This is a genomic window from Alistipes sp. AM16-43 (assembly GCF_003435745.1).
Lineage (GTDB): Bacteria > Bacteroidota > Bacteroidia > Bacteroidales > Rikenellaceae > Alistipes > Alistipes onderdonkii.
The window spans coordinates 105,675-130,869 of the sequence record NZ_QTUQ01000002.1 but is presented as its reverse complement, the minus strand read 5'-3'; the positions used below and the strand labels follow the sequence as shown (position 1 = coordinate 130,869).

Sequence of the window (25,195 nt, the reverse complement as noted above, 5' to 3'; positions counted from 1 at the left end):
ACGGCTAATGGAAGATGGTCTTGACGATGATGTTCGTGGCACCCTGGTGACGGGTGGTGTAGTCTTTGGCTATACGGCTTGTTTTCAGCAGGAAATCCTCGTTGTCGCGCAAGGGGATGAACCACGTGCGCAGTTCGTCGTAGTTTTTCACCGAACGGGCGGCGCCGAGCGTCACCAGGTCGCGTGCCTCCTTGAATTTCGCGTAGTTGGGGCCGAATGCCACCGGAAGCCCGAATGTCGCCGCTTCGAGCGTGTTGTGTATCCCCACACCGAACCCGCCGCCGATATAGCTCCACGTCGCGTAGCCGTAGACCGACGCCAGGATCCCCACCGTGTCGAGGATCAGCAGTTGCTTCGACCCGTAAGCCGTGTGGGGCGTGCACTGCGTGTAGCGGAGCGTCCCGCCCTTGGCCTCGGCCGCGAGGCGTGCCATGCGGCCTTCGTCCATCTCGTGCGGTGCCACGATGAATTTCACGTCGGGGTTGTCGTTTATCAGTCGGATCAGCAGCTCTTCGTCCGGGTTCCAGGTCGAACCCGCCACGAAGAGGCGTTTGTCCCCCTTGAACCGGTCGATGATGTCGATATGTTTGGCTGCGGCGGCGATTTCGGCCACGCGGTCGAAACGCGTGTCGCCCGCTACGATCACGTTGTCGAAGCCCAGCCCGGCCAGCAGCTTTTTCGACTCCTCGTTCTGCACGAACATCACGTCGAAGGACTCCAGCGCCTGCCTCCACATGCCGCCGTAGGGGCGGAAGAAGATCGAGTTGCGGCGGAAGATGGCCGAGACGATATAGGTGCGCACCTTGCGGCGGCGCAGGTCGCGCAGCAGGTTAAGCCAGAATTCGTATTTTACGAAGATTGCGATTTCGGGATGCGCCGCATCGAGGAACCGGCGGGCGTTGCGCGGCGTGTCGATCGGCAGGTAGAAGATGTAATCCACGCCCTGGTAATTCTTGCGGACTTCGTAGCCCGAGGGCGAGAAGAACGTGAGCAGGATCTTGTATTCGGGATGGGTCTTGCGGATGCGTTCGATGATGGGCCGCCCCTGTTCGAATTCGCCGAGCGACGCGACGTGCACCCAGACGATGCGGTCGGTCGGGTCGATGGTCTCGGCCATGCGTTTATAGAGGTCTTTGCGCCCGTCTATCCATAGCCGTGCCTTCGGATGCCTCGGTGCGACCAGCCGGATGAGCCACACATAGAGTGTCAGACCGAAATTATATAACCACATCGGTGTTTACGGTTTGCGGTGTTGAAATACTATACGTTAACGTTCGCCGGGCGGGCCCGGGTTTTCCGGCCCTGTACGCAGGGCTTTCATTTTCAGTGCGACAAAGGTAGTATAATTTGTCGGAAATGCAAAATTACCAGTTGTATTCCATCGCCTGCTCCACCAGGCGTACCTCCATGTGCCCGTCGGGCATCACGTCCACGGCCGCCAGGTCGAACTGCGCCTCGTCCTGCCCGCCCGTTGCGGCCAGGTAACGCACGGCCGCCCGCGTCAGTGCGCGGAACTTCTGCGGCGTGACGGCAGCCTCGGGCGGCGTCAGGGAGCCGGCCCTGCGGGTCTTGACCTCCACGAAATGCACGATCCCCGCCTTGCGGGCCACGATGTCCAGTTCGTAGCGGCCGCTGCGCCAGTTGAGGGCGCAGATTTCATACCCCGCACGGCGGAGGTATTCCGCCGCGGCCCGTTCGCCCGCACGTCCCGTTTCGGCCGTCGTACTCATGCCTGTCAGTGGATGATGCGCTGGATCGAGTTGGCCCGGTCGAAGGCGGCCTTCAGCCCTTCGGCGTCGTCGCGCTCGATCATCCTGCGCATGATCTGCAACTGGTGGATATGCTCGCGCAGCACGTCCAGCAGGTTGTATTTGTTGCGCAGCATGATCGGCACCCACGTGGCGGCCGAGCTCTTGGCCAGCCGCACGGTGCTCTCGAACCCGCCGCCCGCCAGGTCGAAGATGTGCCGCTCCTCGCGTTCCTTCTCGAGCACGGTCAGCGCCAGCGCGAACGAGGTGATGTGGGAGATGTGCGACACGTAGGCCGCATGCAGGTCGTGCTCCTCGGCGTCCATGTAGACGGCGGGCGCCTCCAGCGTGCGGAAGATCCGCTCGGCCATCGCCAGCGCGTCGGGGTCGCTCCGCTCCACTTCGCACAATACGACGTTGCGCCCCGTGAAGGCGCCGTGCTGTGCAGCGCGCGGCCCGCTGTATTCGGTGCCCCACATCGGATGGACGGCTACGAAGCGCCCGCGGCGGGCGTGCATCGAGATAACCTCGCACAATTCGGCCTTGATGGAACCCAAATCCATCACCACCTGGCTGCCGTTTACGCGGTTGAGGGCTTTTACGGCCATCAGGGGAATTGTATCGACAGGGGTGGCCAGCACCACGAGGTCGGCCTGTGGGATGCCCTCTTCGAACGCCACGATGCGGTCGGCCAGCCCGAGCCGCAGTGCCTCGGCGGCGTTACCCTCCGAACTCTCGACACCGAGTATTTCGTCCGCCATGCCGCGGTCGCGCAACGCGAGGGCAAAAGAGCCTCCTATGAGGCCCATGCCCGCTATCAGAACTTTCATACCTATTTATATAAATATTTTTGATTACGGCCAGAAGCGCTTCCGGCCGGGGATCAGAGCAGGAACGACAGGTCGCTGCCCGGTTGTACTTCGAAGGGCTCCATGCCCTTGCGGAACATGCGCATCGGGCGCTTGCCGATCAGTTCGAGTTTCCCCTCCGCATGGCAGAGCATGCACCCTTCGCGCAGCCCGGCGACCCAGCGCCGCGGGTTGGCCTCGATGTATTCTAGGATGCGCTGCTCGCGCGTCTCTCCGGCGTGCCCCTCGGGGTTGGCGTCGAGGTAGTGGGGGTTTATCTGGAACTTTACGGCTCCGACAGCCCTGAACGACTGCGGCTCGACGATGGGCATGTCGTTTGTGGTGCAGATGGTGGGACATGCCACGTTGCTGCCCGCCGACCAGCCGACATAGGGAGTCCCGGCCTTGATTTTACGCAGGATGGCAGCCATAAGCCCCTGCTCCTGCATCTTTTTTGCCAGCGCGAAGGTGTTGCCGCCCCCGACGCACAGGGCTTCCGCCTCGCGTACCATGCGCGCGGGGTCTTTGGCCCGGTGTACCGAGCGCACGCGGATACCCAGCTCCGAGAAGCGTGCCTGCACCTTTTTTTCGTACTCGGCGTAGGAAAATGTCACGGCGGCATAGGGGACGAATACGATTTCGCTGACGCCCTGCAGGAAACGCCCGATTTCGGGCATCGGATAGCGGAGGTATTCCTCTCCGGCGTTGGTCGAATTCGAGATCAGAAGCAATTTCATAAGCCTATGGTTTTGAATCGTTTAATTTGAAAAATGTGCTAAATGTCGAAAAAGTTGTGAATAAAAAAAAGGTCTGTTTTGTCAAAAGTAATAAAAAAAGTGTTACTTTTGCGCAAAATTACCCCGGAAATACGAAAGAACTATTTCCAAATAATTGTTTAACTAAAAAATTAAAATTATGTCAGAAGTTCAATCAAAAGTTGTCGAGATCATCGTCGACAAACTGGGTGTCAAGGAATCGGAGGTTGTACCCGAAGCAAGCTTCACCAACCATCTGGGTGCTGATTCGCTCGACACCGTAGAATTGATCATGGAGTTCGAGAAGGCTTTCGATATCCAGATTCCGGACGAGGACGCTGAGAAGATCGCTACCGTTGGCGACGCTATCAAGTATATCGAAGAGCACAAGAAATAATTTATAAAAAGAGCTTTCACAGCCTCTTATAGCCTTAAATTTATGACAGAAAGAAGAGTAGTTGTTACGGGCATCGGTACGATCAACCCGCTCGGTAATAATATTGAAGAGTATTTTTCGAATTTGGAGAAGGGAGTCAGCGGTGCCGCACCGATTACTCATTTCGATGCAGAGAAGTTTAAGACGAAGTTTGCTTGTGAAGTAAAGAATTACGACTCGAACCTCTATTTCGACCGTAAGGAAGTACGCAAGTACGACCTTTTCACCCAGTATGCCCTGATCGCGGCCACGCAGGCCGTCGAGGATTCGGCGCTCGACCTCGAGGCCGTCGACAAGGAGCAGGTGGGTGTGATCTGGAGTTCGGGCATCGGAGGAATCAAATCTTTCTTCGATGAGTGTCTGGGCTGGGCCGCAGGGGATGGAACCCCGCGGTTTAGCCCGTTCTTTATTCCCCGCATGATCTCCGACATCGCTGCCGGCTTCATCTCCATGAAGTACGGCTTCATGGGGCCGAACTACTGCACGGTGTCTGCGTGCGCATCTTCGAACCACGGTATGATCGCCGCGTTCGACGCCATCCGCTACGGGAAGGCCGACGTGATGGTGGCCGGAGGCTCCGAAGCTGCGGTCAACGAGCCGAGTGTCGGCGGGTTCAACTCCATGCAGGCGCTCTCCACGCGCAACGACGACCCGCAGCACGCTTCGCGTCCGTTCGACAAGGATCGCGACGGTTTTGTGATCGGCGAAGGCGCCGGTGCCCTGATCTTCGAGGAGTATGAACATGCCAAGGCCCGCGGTGCCAAGATCTACTGCGAGATCATCGGCGGCGGCGCTTCTGCCGACGCTTACCACTTCACCGCCCCCCATCCCGAAGGAAAGGGTGCCATGAAGTCGATGCGCGACGCCATCAAGGACGCCGGCATCAAACCCGAAGATATCGATTATGTGAATGTCCACGGTACCTCGACCCCCGCGGGCGACATCCCCGAACTGAAGGCTGTCGCCGGTGTGTTGGGCGACCACGTTTATAACGTCAATATCTCTTCCACCAAGTCGATGACCGGTCACCTGCTGGGTGCTGCCGGAGCTGCCGAGGCCCTGGCCTGCATCTTCGCCATCACGCACGGCGTGGTTCCCCCGACCATCAACTGCGACAACCTCGACCCGGAGATCGACCCGAACCTGAACCTCACGCTGAACAAGGCGCAGAAGCGCGAAGTGAGGTGTGCCCTGAGCAATACGTTCGGTTTCGGCGGACATAACTCCACGGTCATTTTCCGTAAGATCTGATTACCCTAAAACCGTCCGGGCCGTGTTCGATTTCATACTGCGCCCCCTTAGAAGGAATTTCGGGCGGGATAAGGCGTATTATAAGGTTGTCGATGATATGTTCGGGTTTATCCCGAACAACATCGAACTTTACAAGCTGGCTTTGATTCACAAGTCAGCTTCTTTGGTTCTGGAGGACGGGCGCCCGATCAACAACGAGCGGCTCGAATTCCTGGGCGACGCCGTGATAGAGGCCGTTACCTCGGACTACCTTTTCATCGAGTATCCCGACCGGGACGAGGGGTTCCTCACGCAGCTGCGGTCGAAGATCGTGTCGAGGCAGTCGCTCAACGAGTTGGCCGTGAAAATCGGCCTGGATCGGCATGTCATCTCGAACGCCAGTACGAGCATCAGCCAGAAGCATATCTACGGCGATGCCTTCGAGGCGATGATAGGTGCCGTCTACCTCGACCAGGGGTATGAGTTCACCAACCGGCTGCTGATCAACCGGATTTATTTCCAGGCCCTGAACCTCGACGAACTGACCGAGTCGGAGACCGACTTCAAGAGCCGGCTGATCGAGTGGTGCCAGAAAAACCACCTCAAGATCGTATTCCGCACGGGTAACGACAAGGAGTACTCCTCGAACCACCCCGTATTTTACTCCACGGTGCTGGTCGACGGCATAGAGGTGGGGCACGGCTCGGGCGAATCGAAGAAAGAGGCCGAGCAGCATGCCGCATTCTCCGTGGCGGAGTACATGACCGACGAGCAGTGCGCGTCGCTGCTGGACAGGGTCGACCGGCTGACGCAATAACTTTCGGTTATAATCCGGTGCCGGCGGAAAGCCCGGCTGATGCCCTGGGCCGGCCGGATGCTTACGATATGCGGCTCGATTTTGTGACCGATAACTTTTCCGCATACTGCGCGATATAGACCCGATTTCCTGCCTGATATTTTCCCTATGAAGACGATTACCGATAAGATGACGGCGAGGGGCGTCGAATCCCTCAGCGATGCGGAGTTGCTGGCCGTGCTGACCGATGACGAACAGACGGCCGGGGCGTTGCTTGCGGCCTGCGGAGGGGCGCTCGCGCGTATCGGGTCGGAAGATGCAGCCCGCCTGCGGATGGTCGGCGGGTTGGGGCTCAGGCGTGCCCGCCTGCTGCTTGCTGCCGCCGAGTTCGGCCGCCGCGTCGCGGCGTCGCGGGCTGCGGAGGCGGATGTCATTGCGACGAGCGACGACGTGGTGGCGCTGTTCCGCCCGCAGCTGGAAACGCTTGCCTATGAGGAGTGTTGGGCGGTTTACCTCACCTCTTCCAACCGCATCATCGAGCGCCAGCGCATAAGCCAGGGCGGGGTGCAGGGAACGGTCGTCGACCATAGGCTGGTTGTTAAACGGGCGTTGGAACTGCTCGCCACACAGCTGGTGCTGATTCACAACCACCCTTCGGGGGCTGCGGCGCCCAGTCCGCAGGACAAGGTGCTCACCGAGCGTGTCGCACAGGCTGCGGCGTTGTTCGACATCCGGCTGTTGGATCACATAATCATAGCGCGCGAAGGCGATTTCTCGTTCCTGCGCGCCGGGCTGGTGTAGCACTATTTCTTACTTCCGGCATTGCCGCATATTGCTATGATAGCGATGGCAATGAGCGCAATCAGAAGTTTCATCGTTCCCGTCATTTGTTTGGGTCGTTTCGTCGGGGCGGGACGCAAAAGCGCGGACTCGATCCTACATCCACGGCAGAGGTATTGGACGACCCGAACGGTAGAATGGTAGAATATGCCCGCGCTGAAAAACAGCGAGAGCATCAACCTTCGTTCCTTACCGTCCGGGAAAGTGTCCAATTTTCTGCCGGAAGAAAAAAGCCGATGCACTTTTTTTGTCTCTTATGTCGGCGGCCCATGGCAGGCCGCCGTGGCAAATATAGAAATAAATTCGCTACGGAAAAACGTAGTTCCCAATTATTTTGTACTTTTGTAATTTGGAAAATAATTTAAAAACAAGATAAAATGACGCAGGAAGAACTTTTCAAAAAACTAGTGGCGCACTGCAAGGAGTACGGGTTCGTATTCCCCTCGAGCGAGATATACGACGGGCTCGGCGCCGTCTACGACTACGGCCAGAACGGCGTGGAGCTGAAGAATAACATCAAGCGTTATTGGTGGGATTCGATGGTCAAGCTGCACGAGAATATCGTGGGGCTGGATGCCGCGATCTTCATGCATCCCCGCACGTGGGAGGCTTCGGGCCATGTCGGTGCGTTCAACGACCCGCTGATCGACAACAAGGACTCGAAGAAGCGTTACCGCGCTGACGTGCTGATCGAAGACTGGCTGGCCAAGCAGGATGAAAAGGTCGAAAAAGAGGTCGAGAAGGCCCGCAAGCGCTTCGGGGAGTCGTTCGACGAGGAGAAGTACCGCGAGACTTCGCCCCGTGTGGCCGAAACCCTCGCCAAGCGCGACGAGGTGCACAAGCGTTTCGTGGCCGCCCAGAACGCCAATGACCTGAATGAACTGCGTCAGATCATCGTCGACTGCGAGATCGTGTGCCCGATTTCGGGTACGCGCAACTGGACGGAGGTGCGCCAGTTCAACCTGATGTTCTCGACCCAGATGGGCTCGACGTCCGAGGGTGCCAATACGATCTACCTGCGTCCCGAGACGGCACAGGGTATCTTCGTCAATTTCCTGAACGTGCAGAAGACCGGCCGCATGAAACTGCCGTTCGGAATCGCGCAGATCGGAAAGGCGTTCCGCAACGAGATCGTGGCCCGCCAGTTCATCTTCCGTATGCGCGAATTCGAGCAGATGGAGATGCAGTTCTTCGTACGCCCCGGCGAGGAGATGAAGTGGTGGCAGCAGTGGAAGGAGACCCGTATGGCCTGGCACCGTGCACTGGGCTTCGGCGACGACCGCTACCGTTTCCACGACCACGACAAACTGGCGCACTATGCCAATGCCGCGACCGACATCGAATACAACTTCCCGTTCGGTTTCAAGGAGGTCGAGGGCATCCATTCGCGTACGGATTTCGACCTGGGCAACCACCAGAAATTCTCGGGCAAGAAGATCCAGTATTTCGACCCGGAAACAGGCGAGAGCTATGTACCCTATGTCGTCGAGACCTCGATCGGTGTCGACCGCATGTTCCTGCAGGTAATGTCGGCGGCTTACACCGAGGAGCAGCTCGATGGCGGCGATTCGCGCGTCGTGCTCCGTTTGCCGGCTGCGCTGGCGCCCGTGAAGGTGGCCGTGCTGCCGCTGGTGAAGAAAGACGGCATGCCCGAGGTGGCGCAGCGGATCGTCGACGACCTCAAATACGATTACAACGTCGTTTACGACGAGAAGGATTCCGTCGGCAAGCGCTACCGCCGCCAGGATGCCATCGGTACGCCGTTCTGCGTGACCGTCGACGGGCAGACGCTCGAGGACGGCACCGTGACGGTGCGCCACCGCGATACGATGGAGCAGGAGCGCGTCATGATCGAGTCGCTGCCTTCGCTCGTCGAAGAGGAGTGCTCGTACCGCAAGCTGTTCCGGAAAATGAACCTGTAGCGGGGCGATTATGGGCCGGTTCAATATTTTCGATTCCGACAGCATCGTCGAGGGTGAAAAACGGCGTTTCCCCTGGTGGGCGCTGCTGCTTTGCCTGGCGGCCGGAATGCTGGCCGGCTGGCTGCTGAGGAACTACTGTTATATGGGCGGCGAATCCGGCCCGAACCTTTAGTGCGTGGGACGGATACTTGCCATAGACTACGGGACGAAGCGCACGGGGATTGCCGTGAGCGATCCGCTGCGTCTGATCGCCGGGGGGCTCGATACGGTCGATACGAAGGGACTTGAGGCGTGGCTGGCAAAATATTTCGCCTCGGAGGACGTTAGTACCATCGTGGTGGGAAAGCCCTCGCGCATGGACGGCACGCCTTCGGAAACGTGGCGTTTCATCGAGCCGCTGGCCGTGCGCCTGCGGAAGGCCTGGCCCGACAAGGAGGTCGTCTTCCACGACGAGCGTTTCACCTCGGTGATGGCGCACCGCACGATGCTCGAAAGCGGTATCGGCAAGATGGCGCGCCGGGACAAGGCGCTGGTGGACAAGATCTCGGCCACGATTATTTTACAGAGTTATATGGAGTTTAACAAATGATTTATCCGATAGTAATTTATGGTTCGGACGTGCTGCGCAAGCCCTGCGAGCGGATCACGCCCGATTATCCCGAGGTGAAGAAACTCGTGGAAGACATGTTCCTGACGCTCGGCGAAGCCGAGGGCGTCGGGCTGGCAGCACCGCAGATCGGCAAGAATATCCGCCTTTTTATCGTCGATTGCACACCCTGGGGCGAGGACGACCCGGAGTGCGCCGACTACAAGCGCGCCTTTATCAACCCCGAGATTTATGCCTTGTCGGAGGAAAAGAAGACCTACAACGAGGGATGCCTCTCGTTCCCCGGCATCCATGCTGACGTGCCCCGCTCGCTGGCGATCCGGATGCGTTATATGGACGAGGATTTCGTCGAGCACGACGAAGAGTTCCACGGGCTGAAGGCCTGGGTCATCCAGCACGAATACGACCACATCGAGGGCATCGTCTTCACCGACCGGATTTCGCCCCTGCGCCGCAACCTGCTGAAAGGAAAGCTGATGAACCTGGCAAAGGGCAAATACCGCTGCGCGTATAAGACCAAATAACCCGTATGCCGGGGCCATGCGTCCGCGGGATCGGCCTGTCGCCTGTGCAGCAGGTTGCGTCCGGCGGGAAAGCTGTTCCGGCCTTGCCATGGCAAACGGGACGTTCGTCCCGGCTGCTGCCTCGCAGCGGCACAGCCCCGGGGAGCCGGCGGTTTTGCCGCATGACGAAACGGGAAAGGCTGCCTGACAAGTTCCTCAAAACAATTCACCCCTGCCGAGATTGCTCTGGCGGGGGTGAAATCGTAAATAACGGACTTGTCTGGCAGACCCTTCTACGTCGGTAACTGCTCTTGTCAGAACCTGTATGCTGCGCCTACGAAGACGACGAGCGGATTGCTGCGGCCGCTGTCGAACATGGGCTCGTATTTCAGACCTGCGGAGATGTTCCAGCGGCGCGCGACGTTGAAGTCGAAACCACCGCCGACGCTCATGCCGAATGCCCAGTCCTTGATGTCATTGGCGACAACGCCCACCTGGGGATAGACGCCCCACCAGTCGGCGATGCGGAATACGTAGTGGGCGTCGAAATTGATGTCGACCGAACTGTCCTTTTCCGTCAGGACATAGATCGACGGTTCGATACGCCAGTGGGAATCGAAACTGTACCGGTAGTAGGCACCGATCCCGACGGAAGCGTCGCCCGTATTGGTATAGAAGTTCACGCGCGGGCCCACGGCGCTGCGGTAATTGTCCGGCGTGCTGCGGTAATTGCCTGCCTGGGCCGCATTGCGGTTGTTGTCACGGGTGTTGCGGTAGTTGTTGTCCTGGGCGGACGCCGTCCAGGCAAACAATGCCGCGGTTGCGATCAGAAGAATTTTTTTCATGGCTTTCAGTTTAATTTTATATGAATAATCAAGTGGTTGTCAATTAGTCACAGGATCCCATCCCGACTGGGGACGACCTCTCCGATGCACTGCCTTGTCGCCTGAACGACGTACAACACTCGTGCCGTGATATGTGTTTTTCGGATTTTGCGGATCACACTTTTGCAACTTCCGCCGTCGCTTCCTGTATCCGGCGGAAGCTATTCAGCCGGCACGGGATAGCCGGGATCGGGGTTGCGGACATGAAAAATCCCGGCACTTATTCGTAAGTGCCGGGATTTTGTTTCCTCTCGGGATGGGGCTTAAAACCTGTACGTCGCGCCGATATTGATAACGATGGGGTTCCTGCGCTTCACAAAGCCGGGTACATAATCCTTGGCGGTCTGGATCATCCATTTGAAGCCGGCCGAAACGTCCCAGTTGCGGGTGATCGAGAAGTCCGCGCCGCCGCCGAGGTTGATACCGCACGACCAGTCGCCGATGTCGTTGGCGCTGATACCTGCCAGCGGATAGATATGCCAGTCGGGGGCGATGTTGAACAGGTATTGTACGTCGGCGCTGATATCCACCGAGCAATCCGTCTTGCAAAGGGCCAGGATACTGGGAGCTACACGCCAGTTGTCGGTGATGCTGTACTGTCCGGCCGCACCGATACCGAAGATGGCTCCGTCGGCACCCGCATTCGTGTATACCCCGATTTTGGGGCCAACTCCCCAGTCGCCCTTGTACTGTGCCGAAACCGTCGTTACTGCTAAAAGCACGACGATCACCGTAAGAAAAATCTTTTTCATGTCTGTTGCTTTAATTTAACAAAAGTTGCGAATAATACTGTTTGCCAGAACAAATATACAAAACTTATCCGCCACGGCAAAAATTTTTCAACGAACCGGACTTTTTTGTCGCTAAAAACGAAAGCCCGCGGCATGCACGCCGCAGGCTTTCGCTGGTATGGGTGTTCCGGCGGTTGCCGGGTGAAGGCTTATTTCTCCTTGAGGGCTGCGTGGGCGGCCGCCAGGCGTGCGATGGGCACGCGGAACGGCGAGCAGCTCACGTAGTTCAGGCCCGCGTAGTGGCAGAATTCGACCGACGAAGGTTCGCCGCCGTGCTCGCCGCAGATGCCGCACTTGAGCATCGGGCGCTTGCCGCGGCCCTTGAATACGGCCTCGCGGATCAGCTGTCCCACGCCGTTCTGGTCGAGGATCTGGAACGGGTCGTTCTTCAGGATGCCCTTGTCGAGGTAGATCGGCAGGAACTTGCCGATGTCGTCGCGCGAGAAGCCCAGCGTCATCTGCGTCAGGTCGTTGGTGCCGAACGAGAAGAACTCGGCGACCTCGGCAATTTGGTGGGCGGTCACGGCTGCGCGGGGAACCTCGATCATCGTGCCGACCATGTAGTCGATCTTGTCGTTGCGCTCCGAGAATACCTGTTCGGCCGTCGAGTCGATGATGCCTTTCTGGTAGCGCAGCTCCTTGTGGTTGCCCACGAGCGGAACCATGATCTCGACGTGCACGGGGATGCCCTGCGCACGGACATTCATGGCCGCCTCGATGATGGCGCGTGCCTGCATCTCGGTGATCTCGGGGTAGGTGTTGCCCAGGCGGCAGCCGCGGTGTCCCAGCATGGGGTTGAACTCGGCCAGCGACTCGACCTTGGCGACGATCTTCTGGAGAGGTACGTCCATCTCCCGGGCCATCTCCTTCTGGCCTTTCTCGTCGTGCGGCACGAATTCGTGCAGGGGCGGGTCGAGCAGGCGGACGGTCACGGGGAAGCCGTTCATGGCCTTGAACAGGCCTTCGAAGTCGCTGCGCTGGATGGGCAGCAACTTGGCCAGTGCCACGCGGCGTCCGGCCTCGTCGTCGGCGAGGATCATCTCGCGGAAAGCCTTGATGCGGTCGCCCTCGAAGAACATGTGCTCCGTGCGGCAGAGGCCGATGCCCTCGGCGCCGAATCCGAATGCCTGTGCGGCATCCTTCGGCGTGTCGGCGTTGGCGCGGACTTTCAGCACGGCGTATTTGCCTGCCAGTTCCATCAGCTGGCCGAAGTCTCCGCTCAGGTCGGCGGCCATCGTGGCTACCTGTCCCAGGTAAACTTCGCCCGTCGAACCGTTGAGCGAGATCCAGTCGCCCTCCTTGACGGTGAAGCCGTTGACTTTGATCGTGCGGGTTTTATAGTCTATCTCCAGCTCCCCGGCGCCCGATACGCAGCACTTGCCCATGCCGCGTGCGACGACGGCCGCATGCGAGGTCATACCGCCGCGGGCGGTGAGGATGCCGGCGGCGTCGAGCATGCCCTTGAGGTCTTCGGGCGAAGTTTCGATGCGCACGAGGATCGCTTTCTGACCGGTTTGGGCGAGGGTTTTCTCGGCATCTTCGGCGAAGAATACCACGGGGCCCGTCGCGGCGCCCGGCGATGCGGGAAGGCCCTTGGTGATGACCTGTGCATTGGTGATGGCCTTCTTGTCGAATACGGGGTGGAGCAGCTCGTCGAGCTTCGCGGGCTCGCAGCGAAGCACGGCCGTGCGTTCGTCGATCAGCCCTTCGCGGAGCATGTCCATCGCGATCTTGACCATGGCCGCGCCGGTGCGTTTGCCGTTGCGGCACTGGAGCATCCACAACTTGCCGTCCTGGATCGTGAACTCGATGTCCTGCATGTCCTTGAAATACTGCTCCAGGTGGTGCTGGATCTCATCGAGTTCCTTGTAAACCACCGGCATGACCTCTTCGAGCGAGGGGTATTTCGTGCGGCGGTCTTCCTCGGAGATGTTCTGTGCGGCCGCCCAGCGCTTCGACCCTTCGAGGGTGATCTGCTGCGGGGTGCGGATGCCGGCCACGACGTCCTCGCCCTGGGCATTGATGAGGTATTCGCCGTTGAAGAGGTTTTCACCCGTCGCGGCGTCGCGCGAGAAGGCTACGCCCGTCGCCGAGTTGCTGCCCATGTTGCCGAATACCATGGCCTGAACGGTCACGGCCGTTCCCCACTCGGCGGGGATGTTGTTGAGCTTGCGGTAGAGGATGGCGCGGTCGTTCATCCACGAACCGAATACGGCGCATACGGCGCCCCAGAGCTGATCCCACGGGCATGCCGGGAAATCCTCGCCGGTCTGCTTCTTGACGGCAGCCTTGAAGTTCCTGACCAGCTCCTTCAGGTCGTCGGTCGTCAGGTCGGTGTCGTTCTTCACGCCGCGCTTGTGCTTCTGCTCCTCGATGAGTACCTCGAACGGGTCGTGGTCTTCTTTCGATTCGGGTTTCATGCCCAGCACCACGTCGCCGTACATCTGTACGAAACGGCGGTACGAGTCCCATGCGAAACGGGGGTTGCCCGTACGCTTGGCGACGGCTTCCACGGCCTGGTCGTTCATACCCAGGTTGAGGATCGTGTCCATCATGCCGGGCATCGAAGCGCGGGCACCCGAGCGTACCGACACCAGCAGCGGCATCTCCTTGTCGCCGAATTTCATCCCGGTGAGCTTTTCGATATTTTTCATCGCCTTCTCCACTTCGGGACGGAGCATCTGGATTACGGCCTCCTTGCCGTGGGCGTAATATTCGGAACATACTTCCGTGGTGATCGTGAAGCCCGGGGGGACGGGGATGCCGATGAGGTTCATCTCCGCGAGGTTCGCACCCTTGCCGCCGAGCAGCTCACGCATTTTGCCGTTGCCTTCGGCTTCCTTGTTGCCGAAGGTATAGACTCGTTTAACGTCTGCCATAATTTTTCTTGGTTAATTTAATTGGTATATAAATTTATAAATTTTTTGTCAACTTGCCGCTTTTCACAGACGAAAATTGCGGTGACATTCCTGTTACCGCCTCGTCAAAGAATTCATATTCGCCGTTGGGAATGCGAATATATAAAAACTTTTCCGGAATTCCAAAAAAATCTACTCCAAGTAAACGAATACCGGCAGGGCGTAGCCGTAGCCGCCCCTGTACCGCCTTTTTTCGTAGGTCGGAAGCGGGGTATTCGTCTTGGGGTCAATCAGATAACGGCGCGCATAGACATCGCCCGCCGAGGTGCGGAGCGCCGTGTCGGCCAGAATGCGGTCGCGCATCTGCCAGCCGCCCCGGCGGCGGACGTTGCCCCGCCCGAGCCGTGCCGGGCGCTCCAGTGCGTCGCGCAGCCCGAAGGCTCCGGGGGCGAGCGACGAGGTGCGTCCCGCGACGAGCAGCTTCACCCCGGGGCGCTCTTCGCGCAGGTCGCGGACGACCCATTCGGCCATGCGGGTGTCGCTGCACAGCACGAGCCCTATGGTGTCGGTGCGCGTGGGGCGGACGACGCGGCCGGATCCCCGTCGCATGGGTTTGCCGCGGCGGTAGAGGAGGCCCTCGATGTAGAGGTAGCGGCGCCCCGGCTCGTCGTAGAGGGGCTCGAAGAGGTCGCCGTAATAGAGCAGTGCGAAATCCATGCCGTCGAGGGAGTTGAGCGTGCGGTGCAGGTAGCTGTAATCGCCCTCGCAGGCGGCTGCGATGTCGCGGACGACGGCTTCGTTCTCGACGCCCCACAGCGCCACGAGCGGCATGCGCATAGAGTCGATGACGGCCGCCGTATGGCGTATCTTGCGGCGGTAGCGCTCCGTGTCCCACGCCAGGCGTCCCGAGGGCGTGTAGTCGGTGTCATTGTAGAACAGGGCGGGGACAGTGTCGTAGAGGTGGTCGAGATCCCAGTAGACGATGCCCGTGCGCGGCTGTGCATGAGCGGGGATGCCTGCCAGGAAGAGCAGCAGGGCGGTTATGATGCGTGGCAGCCGTTGCAAGGCGCGTAAAGTCCGGCTGCCCGGGACGGAGTGTGCGTGGCCGGTTGCAGCGAGGGCGGTTATGATGCGTTGCAGCGACATAGGCCGGGGTTATAACGGCTCCTCGGGCAGGAACTTGCGCGGCGAGCAGCCCAGGAACCGGGCGATCTCGTTGATATGGTTGAGGTTGTATTTTGAAGGATTTTTCGGGCTTTCAACTTGTGAAATGAATCCGTCGCTTACTCCTATACCATAAGCCAATGTGGCCTGTGAAACACGTTGAGCCATCCGCTCTTTGCGAACTGCGGCACTGACGTATATGTCGAAAGCACTTTTCGGTTTCACAAGCATCTGTTTAGATGATGTAAAACTAAAAATTATGCCATTGTGAAAGTATAGTTATAACTTAAATTCGCCTATGTATAGGTAGTTATTAAGCCGGTGTACTACGGCCTTTGTGCCGGAATTTTTGTTTTTGGTATCTTTGGAGGGGAAATGTATACGATTCTTTTGGTTCCAAGAGTTTTTTTGCAAATTCCGCCATGTACTTTTTTCCGCAAAAAGTACCAAAAACTCTCCGACGGATGCCTCGCCTGCTCTTGGCGTCCTAACGCTGGAAACGGGCGCCTAATCGCGGGTTTGCAAGCAAACCTGCCCCGTTTCTCGCGCTTTTAGTCCGCCGTCCGCCGACGGCTCCGGCATCAAGTCGGGATTTTTGTTATCGTGTTTCTCTGTTTTTTGCCGCACAGCGAGAATTCCGGACAGCAGGATTTTCCGCATTTCGTTTGCAGCGGATAAAGAGCGGCTGCGGCGCCGAGCGCCCGGAACGGGCGTGCGAAAAGCGCAGTCTTTCGTGCCCGTTCAGCGAGGCTCCGCAGTTGCTCCCGCGAAAACGGCATGCGGATGGTTTTGGGTACCTTTTGCCACCAAAAGGTACGTATTTGCCTTTTGAGAAAAGACAAATCTATGCTTAGGAAAAGCGGCAATATACGCCGCGCCTGTCCGGCAGGGGGCTTGAAACCGTTTTTCGGAGGGGGCTGGGATCGGAAAAACTATTCCGAGATTATCCCCGAACCGACCAGTTCGTCGCCGTCGTACCATGCGGCGAACTGCCCCGGTGTGATGCCCCGCTGGGGGGTGTCGAAGAGGATGTAGGCTCCCTGGTCGCGGACGAAGAGCGTGGCCTCCTGCAAAGGCTGGCGGTAGCGGATGCGGACGCTGAAGCGGGCGCTTTGGCCTGCCGGCATCGTGCGCGCGGGGTTGACCCAGTGTATCTCGCGGGGGGCGATATGCAGTGCCTGTCGCCACAGGCCGGGGTGGCTGTCGCCCTCGCCGACATAGATGACGTTCTGCACGGTGTCGGTGGCGAGGATGAACAACGATTCCTTGCGCCCGCCGATGCCGAGCCCCTTGCGCTGGCCGATGGTGTAGAAGTGCGCCCCGCCATGCTCGCCGATTTTCTTGCCGTCGCGGACGGTGTAGCGCCACGGGGCGGCCAGTGCCGCGAGCTGTTCGGTCGTAGGGGGTACGTCGGCCGCGTGCTGTCCGCCCGGGGAGTGGGGATTGTCGTCCGGGCGTTCGGCGGCCGGGGATGCCGGGGCGGGGATTGCCTGTCCGGCATCTGGTGTGCCCGCCGGGATTCGGGCCTTGGGGCCGTATTTCGGCCACGTGGGGAGTATCTCGTGGACGTTGCCCCTTTTCGAGGCCAGCTTCTGTTGCAGGAAGGCCGGAAGGTCGACCTTGCCCACGAAGCAGATGCCCTGCGAATCCTTGCGTTTGGCTGTGGCCAATCCTTGTTCGGCGGCGATGCGCCGCACCTCGGGTTTGAGCAGGTCGCCGACGGGGAACAGGGCGTAGCGCAGCTGCTCCTGCGAGAGCTGGCAGAGGAAGTAGCTCTGATCCTTGTTGGGGTCGGCGCCCGCGAGGAGTTTATAGATTGTCCGCCCGTCGGGCAGCGTCTCCTCGGCCTTGCGGCAGTAGTGCCCCGTGGCGACGAAATCGGCGCCCAGCCGGAGCGCTTCGCGCAGGAAGACGTCGAATTTGATTTCGCGGTTGCACAGCACGTCGGGGTTGGGCGTGCGTCCCTTTTCGTATTCCGAGAACATGTAATCGACCACGCGGGTGCGGTAGTCCGCCGAGAGGTCGACGACGTGCAGCGGGATGTCCAGTTTTTTGGCGACCAGTTCGGCGAAGACGCGGTCGTCGTGCCACGGGCAGTCGCCCTCGAGCGTTCCCGTCGTGTCGTGCCAGTTGATCATGAACAACCCCACGACGTCATGCCCCTGCTGTTTGAGCAGGTAGGCGGCGACCGATGAATCCACGCCGCCCGAAAGTCCGATTACGACACGTGCCATAGTAATATTGTTATTTACAGGTCGAGCAGCCCTTCGGGCAGCACCAGTTTCATCGTGCGCCCCCCGAAGTCGATATGGGCGATGAACTCCTCGGCGGCGGGGACGAGCACCGTGCGACCGCCGATCTCCAGCTCGAAAAGCGGGTTGGCGTCGCTGTCGTAGTAGTCCGTGACCGAACCCGTGAAGGCGGCCGCTCCCTTTGCGCCGTCCGCGCCCGCTTCGGTGCAGGTCACGGCGAAGCCGATCAGGTCTTCCAGGTAGAATTCGTCGTCTTCGTCCTCGTCGCATTCGATACGGAATTCAAGCCCGACGAGTTCCTGAGCCCGGCGCTCGGTGTCGAAATCGGCGAATGAGGCCACGGCGCCCGAGGTGCCGCGGCGTTCGAAGCGCTCGCAGTAGAGCGGCACTTCGAGGGCGTCGATCGTGACCAGCAGCGGGGTGCCGGTATCGAATTGCGCCGGGAAATCGGCATAGAGCGACAGCATCACACCTCCGTCGGTGCCGAAAAGCCTGTTGATCCTGCCTGCGGGAATAGTAACGCTCATATCGGTTCGTTTTTTCTCTTATGTCCGTATCGCGGTGCGGAACGGGGGAAGCGGGTATCCCGGCCGCTCCGTTACACCCGGCCCCGCTGTGCTGCCGCCTTGTCGTGCCGTGCAGCGCCTCGCTGTGCCTTGCCGGACGATTCCCGCACGGGATGCGCCCGCATGGGACTATCTGCAAAAGTAATGAAAAAAACCGGTAAACCTCCCGTTGCGGGAAATTTACCGGGATTCCGGAAAGAAGCTTTCCTGGTGTTATTCTGCGGCAGGAGCCTCTGCTGCGCCCTCTGCGGGAGCCTCGGCAGCTTCGGCGGCGGCAGCCTCCTCGGCTTCTTTGGCGGCAGCTGCGGCAGCGGCCTGCTTCTCGGCGATGGCCTTTGCGCGCTCCTCCTTGATCTTGGCTTCGGCAGCCAGGCGTGCTTTCTCGGCCGACTTGGCATCCGTGGCGAGCTTGTTGCTCTTGGCCTCGATCTTACCGGCCTTCTCGCCCAGCCATTTGTTGAAGCGGGCTTCGGCTTCGGTCTCCGAGAATGCGCCCTTGGCGACACCGCCTAACAGGTGCTTCTTGTATAATACGCCCTTGTACGAGAGGATAGCCCGACAAGTATCCGTAGGTTGTGCGCCTTTCTGTAACCAACCCAATGCTTTCTCGAAGTCGAGGTCGATCGTAGCAGGATTCGTGTTGGGGTTGTAGGTTCCCAACTTTTCGATGAATTTACCATCACGTGGCGCTCTGCTATCTGCGGCAACGATGTGGTAGAAAGCAAAACCTTTCTTACCGTGGCGTGCCAGACGAATTTTAACAGCCATTTGCTATAAAATTTTGTTGTAATTAATAAAAAACGCTCACCCACTTTGGGCTTTTAAGCCTGCAAATGTAGACAAAATATTCCGCCCGGCAAAATAATTCGCCGAAAAATCGGTGCGATAGTCTGTTTTTCTGCCGGATACGGTGCATGGCGGGCTGCAGCGGAAACTGCCGGAAAAAGGGCGGGCTTGTGGCGGTGCAGGGCCGTGCCCCTAACCGGGTTTCCGCGGGGTTGCAGGCCGTTGCATCCTTGCGGGAAGCGATATTTTTCGTTCAGCCGGGGGCTGTTGTGAAAAAAATTCCTATCTTTGCGGCGCAAATCGTCACCGCAGGTGCGGTTTTGCCGATGGTTCCGTAGCTCAGTTGGATAGAGCAGCAGCCTTCTAAGCTGCGGGTCGCGCGTTCGAACCGCGCCGGAATCACCCGGAAAAGGGAGCGCTGGAATCGAATCCGGGCTCCCTTTTCGTTTTTCCGCGCATCTTCCGGCGCCGGGTTTGGCGCTCTGCGGACTTTTTCGTAAATTTGGGTCGAATCCGATATTTTCAGGCATGGAACCGCTACCGGGCTGCAACATAAAGTATCTCAACATCAGCCGCAACGACGAGGCGTGGGGGCTGGTCGTCACCACGGCCGGGTACCAGGCCGTCGCGGCGCACAGTTCCTACCCGCAGGCGCAGCATCCCGAGTCCCATATTTTCGACCCCGGCAAGGGGCGCGTCCTGAAGGAGTACCAGTTGGTCTACATATCGCGCGGGGAGGGCTGTTTCGAGTCCCGCTCGTGCCGCCGCCGGCGGATCAGGGCCGGGACGATGATCCTGCTCTTCCCCGGGGAGTGGCATACCTACGAGCCCGACAGGGCTACCGGGTGGTTCGAACACTGGGTGGGATTCCGGGGCGGCAGCGTCGATGCGCAGGTCGCCAACGGGTTCTTTTCGCCGCGCAGCCCGGTATTCGACCTCGGGTTCAGCCAGACGATCATCGGCATGTACGAGGAGATCGTCGGCTATGCGCTCCGGGAACAGGCCGGTTACCAGCAGGTTGCGGCGGGGATCGTGCAGTTCCTGCTGGGGTCGGTCTACTACAAGCACCGGAACATTCTGTTCGACGACTCGCTGGCCATCCGCAAGATCGACGAGGCGCGCGCGATCATGAAGCGCGAGGTCGAGGACGGCCTCACGCCGCAGGGGATCGCCGAACGCCTGTCGGTCAGCTATTCGTGGTTCCGCAAGATGTTCCGGCAGTATGCCGATACCTCGCCTGCGCAATATCTCTCGCAGATCCGGTTCCTGCGTGCCAAGAAGCTGCTCGATACGACGGAGCTTACCGTCGCGGAGATCGCATACAGGCTCCGGTTCGAGACCCCGAGCCACTTTTCCACCTTCTTCCGCAAAAGGGAGGGCGTCCCGCCCCAGCAGTACCGCCGCGAGCGGAGGCAGCCCGGGCGGTAACCCCCTCAGCAGACGACCGTCACCGGGATTCCAAGCAGCGCGGCGTATTTGCGGATCGCCCCGGCGACATGTCCCACACCGATGGCACAGTGGTGCGAAGGCCCCGCCTTGCTCCAGCGGTTGATGAATTCCCGTGCGGGAAGCGGGAACCTGTAACGGCTGTTGATGTTGCCGATGTTCAGCACGGGGCCCGGCACCGATTCGCCTTCGGCCAGCAGGAACGAAATCCCGTCGCGTCCTTCGACCACCGACAGGAGTGTCACCGGGCCGTGTTTCACGGACATCTGGATCGACAGCCCCTTGCCGGGTTTGCCGTGATAGACGGGAAGCGGCACCAGGCGGGCTTTCTCTTCGCCGAGCAGGAAGTGCGCCGGGCCGTCGTGCCCCAGCAGGATGACGTCGTCGGTGAAGTCCATGCCGTAGAATTCCGAGAAACAACCCCCGGCGCCCAGCAGCGACATGATTTTCATGGCCTGCACGTTCTTCACCTCGTATTCGCCCGCGACGGGGATGCCGCGCCCCGTCAGCAGGGTGTTGCCGGCGATGACCGAGGTGACGATGTCCTCGTAGGCGTTGCCCGCCGCCCCCGCGTAGTAGTAGGCCAAGGAACCCAGCCGGTGCGCCTCGGCGAGCTTGTCCAGCGCCACGGAAGTGCGTGCGGCGCGCTCCAGCTCGTCGGGCGTGCAGCCCTTGTCGATGACGAACGCCTCGCCGAATGCGGCGACCCTCGCGTCGGCCTCGCGCTGCGTCACCGCCTGGCGGAGCGCATGCAGTTCGCACATCTCCAGGATTTCGGCATGGGTGCCGAAGACGGTGCTTTGCAGCCTGAGGTCGGAGTAGACGTCGACCATGCCGCCGTAGTAGTTGCCCAGCAGCCCCATGCGGTTGCGGCGCATGCCATAGGCGACTTTCGCCGCGTCGATCCACCCGTAGATCTCGGCCCAGGCCTGCGCGTCGTCGAGGTAGCCCGTCACCACGTCGTATTTGGTGCCGGCGCGGTTGAATACCGAGCAGAATTCGGGCAGCGAACAGGCCTGGCAGTTGGCGAGCCACTCGCCCGTCATCTCCCCGCGGTCGGACATGCCGTTGAGCCGGGTGTAGTCGATGGCCGGGGCGGGTTGCAGGTTGAGCAGCACGACCGGGATGCCCTCCCCGAGGAAGGGGATGAGCGTGGACGAAAGGGCGTAGGTCGAGATGAAGATGAACAGCACTTCGGCTTCGTCGCGCCTGAAAAGGGCCGCGGCTGCGTGAGCCTTGTCCACGTCGTCGACCATGCCTGCGTCGGCGACGATCTGCCCGCCGTAAGCTTCCATTTTTTCCTTTATGGCGTTCCGGTAGCCGTCGAGCCTTTCGCGCAGTCCGCCGAACTGGTGCCAGTAGGTGTTCAGCCCTACTGCGATCAATCCTATTTTCATGGTTTGTGATCCGTTATTTTGTCATGACGATTTCGAAATCTTCCAGCAGGCCGTAGTCCCGCTGGTCGTAGTCGCTGCCGGGCAGCTGTCTGGGCACGTTGTTCCAGTGCCACGGGCCTGCGATGCCTTTGTCGGCGCTGTAATGGGGGCCGAAGAGGTTTTTCAGGCTGCCCACCACCTGCACTTCGACGCGGTTGCGTCCCTTGCGCAGGTAGGGCGTGAGGTCGAACGCATAGGGCTGCCAGGCGATGATGCCCGCTTTGCGGCCGTTCACGCAGACCCGTGCGAGTGTCCCTTCCCAGGCTCTCAGCCGGAGCGTGTAGCCGGCCGCGGGGTCGTCGATGTCGTAGTCCCGGCCGTAGGCCATGTCCTACGAATAGAAGGGGAGCCCCTGCCGTTTCCAGCTTCCCAAGGCCGGTTTCCCGGCGGATTCGCGGACGATCCATCCCGCCCCGGCCGATTCGAGCGCGAAGTCGCCGAAAAGGTAGACTGGGGCTATTTCGGCATAGATGCTCATGGGCGAGACGCTCAGTTCGACGGTGTTCGTCCCCCGCCGCACCAGGTTGCCTATGGGGTAGATTCCGAAGCGGCTGTCGAGCAGCGTGTCGGGCGCCGCGGCTTCGACGGGCGTGCCGTTGAACGTCACGTTCCAGATGCCGGGTTGTTCGGCGACCAGCTTCATGCCGCGCGTGTCGAAGTCCCCGGCCACGACGAAGTGGTAGCTTACACGGATGTCGCCCGTGGTCAGCGTGTCGCGTTCGACGATTGCCTGCCGGTATTGGATGGCCGAGTCCCACGGGTTGCCTGTCCCGTAGCAATGGTTGAAGAGTTTGTTGCACGCCTCGAACGTGTAGAGGTTGCGCTCGGTGCGCCCGTCGACCGTCAGGTCGCAGAAATCGAGGTTGAGGACGTTGTCTTTCAGGCGGGTGACCTCCAGCGGGCCGGCGGGCTCCAGCTTGGTGCTCCCTGCTGGCTGTGTTTCGGTGCCGGATGCCGCCCGGGAGGTACGTGCAAGGGCGCTCCGGCCCGAAGCCGGGGCGAAGAGCAGGAGGCTCCCGGCGGGCGGCAGGCTGAAGTCCGCCCCGACGCTTTTCCCGTCGGCGGTGTGCGGGTAGGGACGCATGTCGCCCGAGACGGCGTCCAGCTCGACCAGCTCCCCGGCCGGGAGGCCGACGCTGCCCGTGGCGGTGTCGCTTAGCGAGGAGTTGACCAGGAACAGGAGCTCCCCGTCCTCGTAGCTGCGCCGCTGGTGGTAGAGGTCGTTGCCCCTGACGTTGCAAAAACGGATCCTGTCGTCCGCGAACGATTCGGCGATCGCCTTATCGTCCAGTGCCGCGTAACGGCGTATCCGGGAGGCGTTGCGGTCGAGGAAATCCGCCAGTTCGGGGCTGGGCCGCCCGTCGACGAGCGTCGGTTTGGCAAAGAGCACCAGTTGCCCGCCCGCCTCGACGAATTCGCGGATGAGGCTGAAAGTCCCGGCGTTGAGGTTCTCGGTCATGGGCGGGATCACGACCTTCGCATAGGCGCGTTTTCCGACGACGAATTTACCGCCCCTGACCGAACCGCGGTCCTTGATGATGTTCTCCGAGCCCAGGTCGTATTCCGCCTGCGCCTTTTCGAGCGTGGTGACGAAACGCTGGAATGCGCTGCCGATCTCCATGCAGCGGGGGTCGTTCATGACATAGGAGTAGTAGAGCCAGATCGTCGTGGTCGGTTCCAGGACGAGGATGTCGTTCATCTGTTCGCCCTGGCTGAGCACGAGTGACAGGCGGGCGAAGTAGTCGTTCAGCACCTTGTAGTCCTCCCACCACGGCGAGAGGCGGGTGAAGACCGGGGGATAGTCATATTTGCGGGCGCCGGCGATGGTCATGTGCGAGAGGTGCTGGTTCATGAAATTCACGCCCAGCGCATATTCCCAGTCGCCCAGCCGCTTGAAGTCGCGGAACGTCTCGTCCCAGCCCCCGCCGCCGTAGGTTTCGCTCAGCGTGCGTACGCTGCCGGTCTGGTTGGCGGCGCTGCGCAGCTCCTTCACGGCGCGGACGTTGCCGAACTGCGCCTGCGGGCTCTGGTCGTTGTACTGGTTGAAGAGCATGTCGATGGCGGGCATCTGGTGCCACGCGTACATGGCCATATTGTCGCCGCCCTGGTACATGCTCGGCCAGTCGTGTTCCCAGTAGTGCCCCGTCCAGAGCATGCCCTTGCGGTCGCAATAGGCCGACATGGGCTTCGCCCAACGGTCTACGAACATTTGCGTCAGCGTTTCGAGGTAGTTGTGGCGTACCTGTTTCCAGTCGCCCGTCTGCTCGGAGAGCAGGGGCAGCGAAGTTGCCAGGTCGTAGCCCCACTGTTTGCGGAACACATCGAACAGGTCGGGCGTCCAGCGCACGCCGCCCGAACTGGGAATGCACGGTTCGTCGGAGAAAAGCCCCCTGATGACCGGGCCAAGCTCGTTGCCGAAGGTCTTTTCGTAGCCCGACATGGTGATGTCGAGGAACTTTTCGGTGACGCCCTCGACCAAGAGGTCGACGTACGAGTAGCCCCCGTGCCAGCCCGAACGGCCGTAATAGGTCTTTTCATAAAGGTAGTATTCGCCCGGGACGTCTTTGTAGCGGCCCGTGTCGGCGGTGATGTCGCGGAACGTGCCGCCCTCCTTTTTCAGGCAGAGGAAGTATTTTCCCGCATCGGCCGGGGGCAGTGCGGTTTTGGTGAGCGCGAGCCCCTGGCCCTGGTCGTAGGATTCGGGCATCTGCGCGGGAACATGTCCGCCTGCGAAGCCGCTCGGGTAGGAGTTTTCGTCGTAGATCCAGATGTCGAGCCCCAGTTCTTTCCCCTTTTCCACACTGTATTTATAAAGGTCGAACCATTCGTCGGAGAGGTATTCGGTGACCAGCCCCGGCCGCGGGTGGACGAAGGCGCCGCCGAAGCCCTGCGCCTTGAAGTCGCCCAGCATCCGGTCGATGTCGGCGCGGGTGACCCGCGTGTTCCAGACCCACAGGGGTGCCGGGCGGAATGCCCGCGGGGGATCGGCGAATTCCTTTCGGAGCTTCTCGAATTTCATTTCCCGTTTCCGGGGCGCTGCGGCGTAGCTGGCGAGGCACGATGCCGCCAGGGCGGCCGCCAGCAGGCTTTTGATTGCGGAGGAGGTGGTTTTCATGGTTGTTCCGGAGTGTGTTTGTTTTACAAAGGTAAAGGTTGTGCGCTTCGGGCGGTAACGAATCCTGATAAATGACTTTTCATTTCTGATAAAGCGTGCGGAGGATGGCGCGGGCGAACCGAGAGGTTCGGGGCGGGATGCGGAGCAGGGAGAGACGGTATGGCCGGGATGCTGCCGGGCCGGGCAGGCGGGATCGTTAGGAACGGGGGACT

Annotated in this window: 24 protein-coding genes and 1 tRNA gene; 10 read left to right on the top strand and 15 right to left on the bottom strand. The window is 60.2% G+C overall.

Features of this window, described 5'->3' with window-relative positions:
- Nucleotides 1–4: 4 nt before the first annotated feature.
- The 4 genes from DW189_RS03800 to pepE form a co-directional block, all read right to left on the bottom strand.
- A complete protein-coding gene (locus DW189_RS03800) occupies nt 5–1,231 on the bottom strand; it encodes a 3-deoxy-D-manno-octulosonic acid transferase (protein ID WP_018694933.1) in 1,227 nt (408 codons plus the stop codon).
- Between the two features lie 133 nt (nt 1,232–1,364).
- Entirely contained in the window at nt 1,365–1,730 is a 366-nt protein-coding gene (locus DW189_RS03795; protein WP_022332842.1) for a YraN family protein, read from the bottom strand.
- A gap of 5 nt (nt 1,731–1,735) precedes the next feature.
- The gene (locus DW189_RS03790; protein WP_117506928.1) at nt 1,736–2,578 is read right to left on the bottom strand and encodes a prephenate dehydrogenase; all 843 of its coding nucleotides are present in this window, start codon (nt 2,576–2,578) and stop codon (nt 1,736–1,738) included.
- A 53-nt stretch (nt 2,579–2,631) separates the two neighbouring features.
- A complete protein-coding gene (pepE, locus tag DW189_RS03785; protein ID WP_117506927.1) occupies nt 2,632–3,333 on the bottom strand; it encodes a dipeptidase PepE in 702 nt (233 codons plus the stop codon).
- A gap of 178 nt (nt 3,334–3,511) precedes the next feature.
- Between pepE and DW189_RS03780 the strand changes: the two genes are divergently transcribed.
- The 8 genes from DW189_RS03780 to def all read left to right on the top strand — a co-directional run bounded on the left by DW189_RS03780 (nt 3,512) and on the right by def (nt 9,706).
- The gene (locus DW189_RS03780; RefSeq protein ID WP_018694937.1) at nt 3,512–3,748 is read left to right on the top strand and encodes an acyl carrier protein; all 237 of its coding nucleotides are present in this window, start codon (nt 3,512–3,514) and stop codon (nt 3,746–3,748) included.
- A 42-nt stretch (nt 3,749–3,790) separates the two neighbouring features.
- Nucleotides 3,791–5,038, top strand: coding sequence for a beta-ketoacyl-ACP synthase II (gene fabF / locus DW189_RS03775; protein WP_117506926.1), 1,248 nt, complete (start codon nt 3,791–3,793; stop codon nt 5,036–5,038).
- A gap of 97 nt (nt 5,039–5,135) precedes the next feature.
- Nucleotides 5,136–5,834: a ribonuclease III gene (rnc, locus tag DW189_RS03770; RefSeq protein WP_117506925.1), complete on the top strand. Its 699-nt coding sequence runs from the start codon at nt 5,136–5,138 to the stop codon at nt 5,832–5,834.
- Nucleotides 5,835–5,981: 147 nt separating this feature from the next.
- Entirely contained in the window at nt 5,982–6,614 is a 633-nt protein-coding gene (locus DW189_RS03765; RefSeq protein ID WP_022332847.1) for a RadC family protein, read from the top strand.
- Between the two features lie 416 nt (nt 6,615–7,030).
- Nucleotides 7,031–8,575 (top strand): glycine--tRNA ligase, encoded by a 1,545-nt coding sequence (locus tag DW189_RS03755; RefSeq protein ID WP_117506924.1) that lies wholly within the window; start codon nt 7,031–7,033, stop codon nt 8,573–8,575.
- A gap of 10 nt (nt 8,576–8,585) precedes the next feature.
- A complete protein-coding gene (locus DW189_RS14365) occupies nt 8,586–8,747 on the top strand; it encodes a hypothetical protein (RefSeq protein ID WP_156326287.1) in 162 nt (53 codons plus the stop codon).
- Between the two features lie 3 nt (nt 8,748–8,750).
- Nucleotides 8,751–9,164: a Holliday junction resolvase RuvX gene (gene ruvX, locus DW189_RS03750; protein ID WP_018694944.1), complete on the top strand. Its 414-nt coding sequence runs from the start codon at nt 8,751–8,753 to the stop codon at nt 9,162–9,164.
- The gene (gene def / locus DW189_RS03745) at nt 9,161–9,706 is read left to right on the top strand and encodes a peptide deformylase (RefSeq protein WP_018694945.1); all 546 of its coding nucleotides are present in this window, start codon (nt 9,161–9,163) and stop codon (nt 9,704–9,706) included. The genes ruvX and def overlap by 4 nt, the downstream gene beginning before the upstream one ends.
- A 293-nt stretch (nt 9,707–9,999) precedes the next feature.
- Here def and DW189_RS03740 read toward each other — a convergent pair whose 3' ends face one another.
- The 8 genes from DW189_RS03740 to DW189_RS03705 all read right to left on the bottom strand — a co-directional run bounded on the left by DW189_RS03740 (nt 10,000) and on the right by DW189_RS03705 (nt 18,968).
- Nucleotides 10,000–10,530, bottom strand: coding sequence for an outer membrane beta-barrel protein (locus DW189_RS03740; protein ID WP_055211021.1), 531 nt, complete (start codon nt 10,528–10,530; stop codon nt 10,000–10,002).
- Nucleotides 10,531–10,832: 302 nt separating this feature from the next.
- Entirely contained in the window at nt 10,833–11,321 is a 489-nt protein-coding gene (locus DW189_RS03735) for an outer membrane beta-barrel protein (protein WP_022332850.1), read from the bottom strand.
- A gap of 188 nt (nt 11,322–11,509) precedes the next feature.
- On the bottom strand, nt 11,510–14,239 hold the full coding sequence (gene ppdK, locus DW189_RS03730) for a pyruvate, phosphate dikinase (RefSeq protein ID WP_117506923.1): 2,730 nt from the start codon (nt 14,237–14,239) through the stop codon (nt 11,510–11,512).
- 171 nt (nt 14,240–14,410) lie between these two features.
- Nucleotides 14,411–15,364 carry a hypothetical protein gene (locus tag DW189_RS03725; RefSeq protein ID WP_117506922.1) on the bottom strand — a complete coding sequence of 318 codons (954 nt, stop codon included), beginning with the start codon at nt 15,362–15,364 and terminating at the stop codon, nt 14,411–14,413.
- A gap of 9 nt (nt 15,365–15,373) precedes the next feature.
- A complete protein-coding gene (locus DW189_RS03720) occupies nt 15,374–15,613 on the bottom strand; it encodes a helix-turn-helix domain-containing protein (RefSeq protein WP_018694950.1) in 240 nt (79 codons plus the stop codon).
- Between the two features lie 701 nt (nt 15,614–16,314).
- On the bottom strand, nt 16,315–17,616 hold the full coding sequence (gene mnmA, locus DW189_RS03715) for a tRNA 2-thiouridine(34) synthase MnmA (RefSeq protein WP_117506921.1): 1,302 nt from the start codon (nt 17,614–17,616) through the stop codon (nt 16,315–16,317).
- A gap of 14 nt (nt 17,617–17,630) precedes the next feature.
- Complete coding sequence (locus DW189_RS03710; RefSeq protein ID WP_055204031.1) at nt 17,631–18,161, bottom strand: ribosome maturation factor RimM; 531 nt, start codon at nt 18,159–18,161, stop codon at nt 17,631–17,633.
- 252 nt (nt 18,162–18,413) lie between these two features.
- Entirely contained in the window at nt 18,414–18,968 is a 555-nt protein-coding gene (locus DW189_RS03705; RefSeq protein WP_022332855.1) for a 30S ribosomal protein S16, read from the bottom strand.
- A gap of 346 nt (nt 18,969–19,314) precedes the next feature.
- Here DW189_RS03705 and DW189_RS03700 point away from each other — a divergent pair.
- Nucleotides 19,315–19,388: transfer RNA gene (locus DW189_RS03700), tRNA-Arg, on the top strand.
- 126 nt (nt 19,389–19,514) lie between these two features.
- Nucleotides 19,515–20,414: a helix-turn-helix domain-containing protein gene (locus DW189_RS03695; protein ID WP_117506920.1), complete on the top strand. Its 900-nt coding sequence runs from the start codon at nt 19,515–19,517 to the stop codon at nt 20,412–20,414.
- 5 nt (nt 20,415–20,419) lie between these two features.
- Here the strand turns inward: DW189_RS03695 and DW189_RS03690 are convergent, their stop codons facing one another.
- From DW189_RS03690 to DW189_RS03685, 3 genes are read right to left on the bottom strand one after another with little or no spacing between them, the layout of a single operon-like run.
- Nucleotides 20,420–21,829, bottom strand: coding sequence for an L-fucose/L-arabinose isomerase family protein (locus tag DW189_RS03690; RefSeq protein ID WP_117506919.1), 1,410 nt, complete (start codon nt 21,827–21,829; stop codon nt 20,420–20,422).
- 13 nt (nt 21,830–21,842) lie between these two features.
- Nucleotides 21,843–22,196 (bottom strand): hypothetical protein, encoded by a 354-nt coding sequence (locus DW189_RS14580; RefSeq protein ID WP_259295425.1) that lies wholly within the window; start codon nt 22,194–22,196, stop codon nt 21,843–21,845.
- Nucleotides 22,197–22,199: 3 nt separating this feature from the next.
- Nucleotides 22,200–24,983 (bottom strand): glycosyl hydrolase, encoded by a 2,784-nt coding sequence (locus tag DW189_RS03685; RefSeq protein WP_259295424.1) that lies wholly within the window; start codon nt 24,981–24,983, stop codon nt 22,200–22,202.
- Nucleotides 24,984–25,195: the final 212 nt, after the last annotated feature.

Excerpts from the sequence above, each read along its gene's own strand:
- DW189_RS14365 (WP_156326287.1), top strand. The coding sequence starts at position 8,586 with ATGGGCCGGTTCAATATTTTCGATTCCGACAGCATCGTCGAGGGTGAA.
- DW189_RS03795 (WP_022332842.1), bottom strand. The coding sequence starts at position 1,730 with ATGAGTACGACGGCCGAAACGGGACGTGCGGGCGAACGGGCCGCGGCG.
- fabF (WP_117506926.1), top strand. The coding sequence starts at position 3,791 with ATGACAGAAAGAAGAGTAGTTGTTACGGGCATCGGTACGATCAACCCG.
- rnc (WP_117506925.1), top strand. The coding sequence starts at position 5,136 with ATGTTCGGGTTTATCCCGAACAACATCGAACTTTACAAGCTGGCTTTG.
- DW189_RS03765 (WP_022332847.1), top strand. The coding sequence starts at position 5,982 with ATGAAGACGATTACCGATAAGATGACGGCGAGGGGCGTCGAATCCCTC.
- DW189_RS03735 (WP_022332850.1), bottom strand. The coding sequence starts at position 11,321 with ATGAAAAAGATTTTTCTTACGGTGATCGTCGTGCTTTTAGCAGTAACG.
- DW189_RS03790 (WP_117506928.1), bottom strand. The coding sequence starts at position 2,578 with ATGAAAGTTCTGATAGCGGGCATGGGCCTCATAGGAGGCTCTTTTGCC.
- pepE (WP_117506927.1), bottom strand. The coding sequence starts at position 3,333 with ATGAAATTGCTTCTGATCTCGAATTCGACCAACGCCGGAGAGGAATAC.
- DW189_RS03780 (WP_018694937.1), top strand. The coding sequence starts at position 3,512 with ATGTCAGAAGTTCAATCAAAAGTTGTCGAGATCATCGTCGACAAACTG.
- DW189_RS03705 (WP_022332855.1), bottom strand. The coding sequence starts at position 18,968 with ATGGCTGTTAAAATTCGTCTGGCACGCCACGGTAAGAAAGGTTTTGCT.
- mnmA (WP_117506921.1), bottom strand. The coding sequence starts at position 17,616 with ATGGCACGTGTCGTAATCGGACTTTCGGGCGGCGTGGATTCATCGGTC.
- DW189_RS03695 (WP_117506920.1), top strand. The coding sequence starts at position 19,515 with ATGGAACCGCTACCGGGCTGCAACATAAAGTATCTCAACATCAGCCGC.
- DW189_RS03740 (WP_055211021.1), bottom strand. The coding sequence starts at position 10,530 with ATGAAAAAAATTCTTCTGATCGCAACCGCGGCATTGTTTGCCTGGACG.
- DW189_RS14580 (WP_259295425.1), bottom strand. The coding sequence starts at position 22,196 with ATGGCCTACGGCCGGGACTACGACATCGACGACCCCGCGGCCGGCTAC.
- DW189_RS03755 (WP_117506924.1), top strand. The coding sequence starts at position 7,031 with ATGACGCAGGAAGAACTTTTCAAAAAACTAGTGGCGCACTGCAAGGAG.
- DW189_RS03800 (WP_018694933.1), bottom strand. The coding sequence starts at position 1,231 with ATGTGGTTATATAATTTCGGTCTGACACTCTATGTGTGGCTCATCCGG.
- DW189_RS03725 (WP_117506922.1), bottom strand. The coding sequence starts at position 15,364 with ATGTCGCTGCAACGCATCATAACCGCCCTCGCTGCAACCGGCCACGCA.
- DW189_RS03685 (WP_259295424.1), bottom strand. The coding sequence starts at position 24,983 with ATGAAAACCACCTCCTCCGCAATCAAAAGCCTGCTGGCGGCCGCCCTG.
- def (WP_018694945.1), top strand. The coding sequence starts at position 9,161 with ATGATTTATCCGATAGTAATTTATGGTTCGGACGTGCTGCGCAAGCCC.
- DW189_RS03690 (WP_117506919.1), bottom strand. The coding sequence starts at position 21,829 with ATGAAAATAGGATTGATCGCAGTAGGGCTGAACACCTACTGGCACCAG.
- DW189_RS03710 (WP_055204031.1), bottom strand. The coding sequence starts at position 18,161 with ATGAGCGTTACTATTCCCGCAGGCAGGATCAACAGGCTTTTCGGCACC.
- ppdK (WP_117506923.1), bottom strand. The coding sequence starts at position 14,239 with ATGGCAGACGTTAAACGAGTCTATACCTTCGGCAACAAGGAAGCCGAA.
- DW189_RS03720 (WP_018694950.1), bottom strand. The coding sequence starts at position 15,613 with ATGCTTGTGAAACCGAAAAGTGCTTTCGACATATACGTCAGTGCCGCA.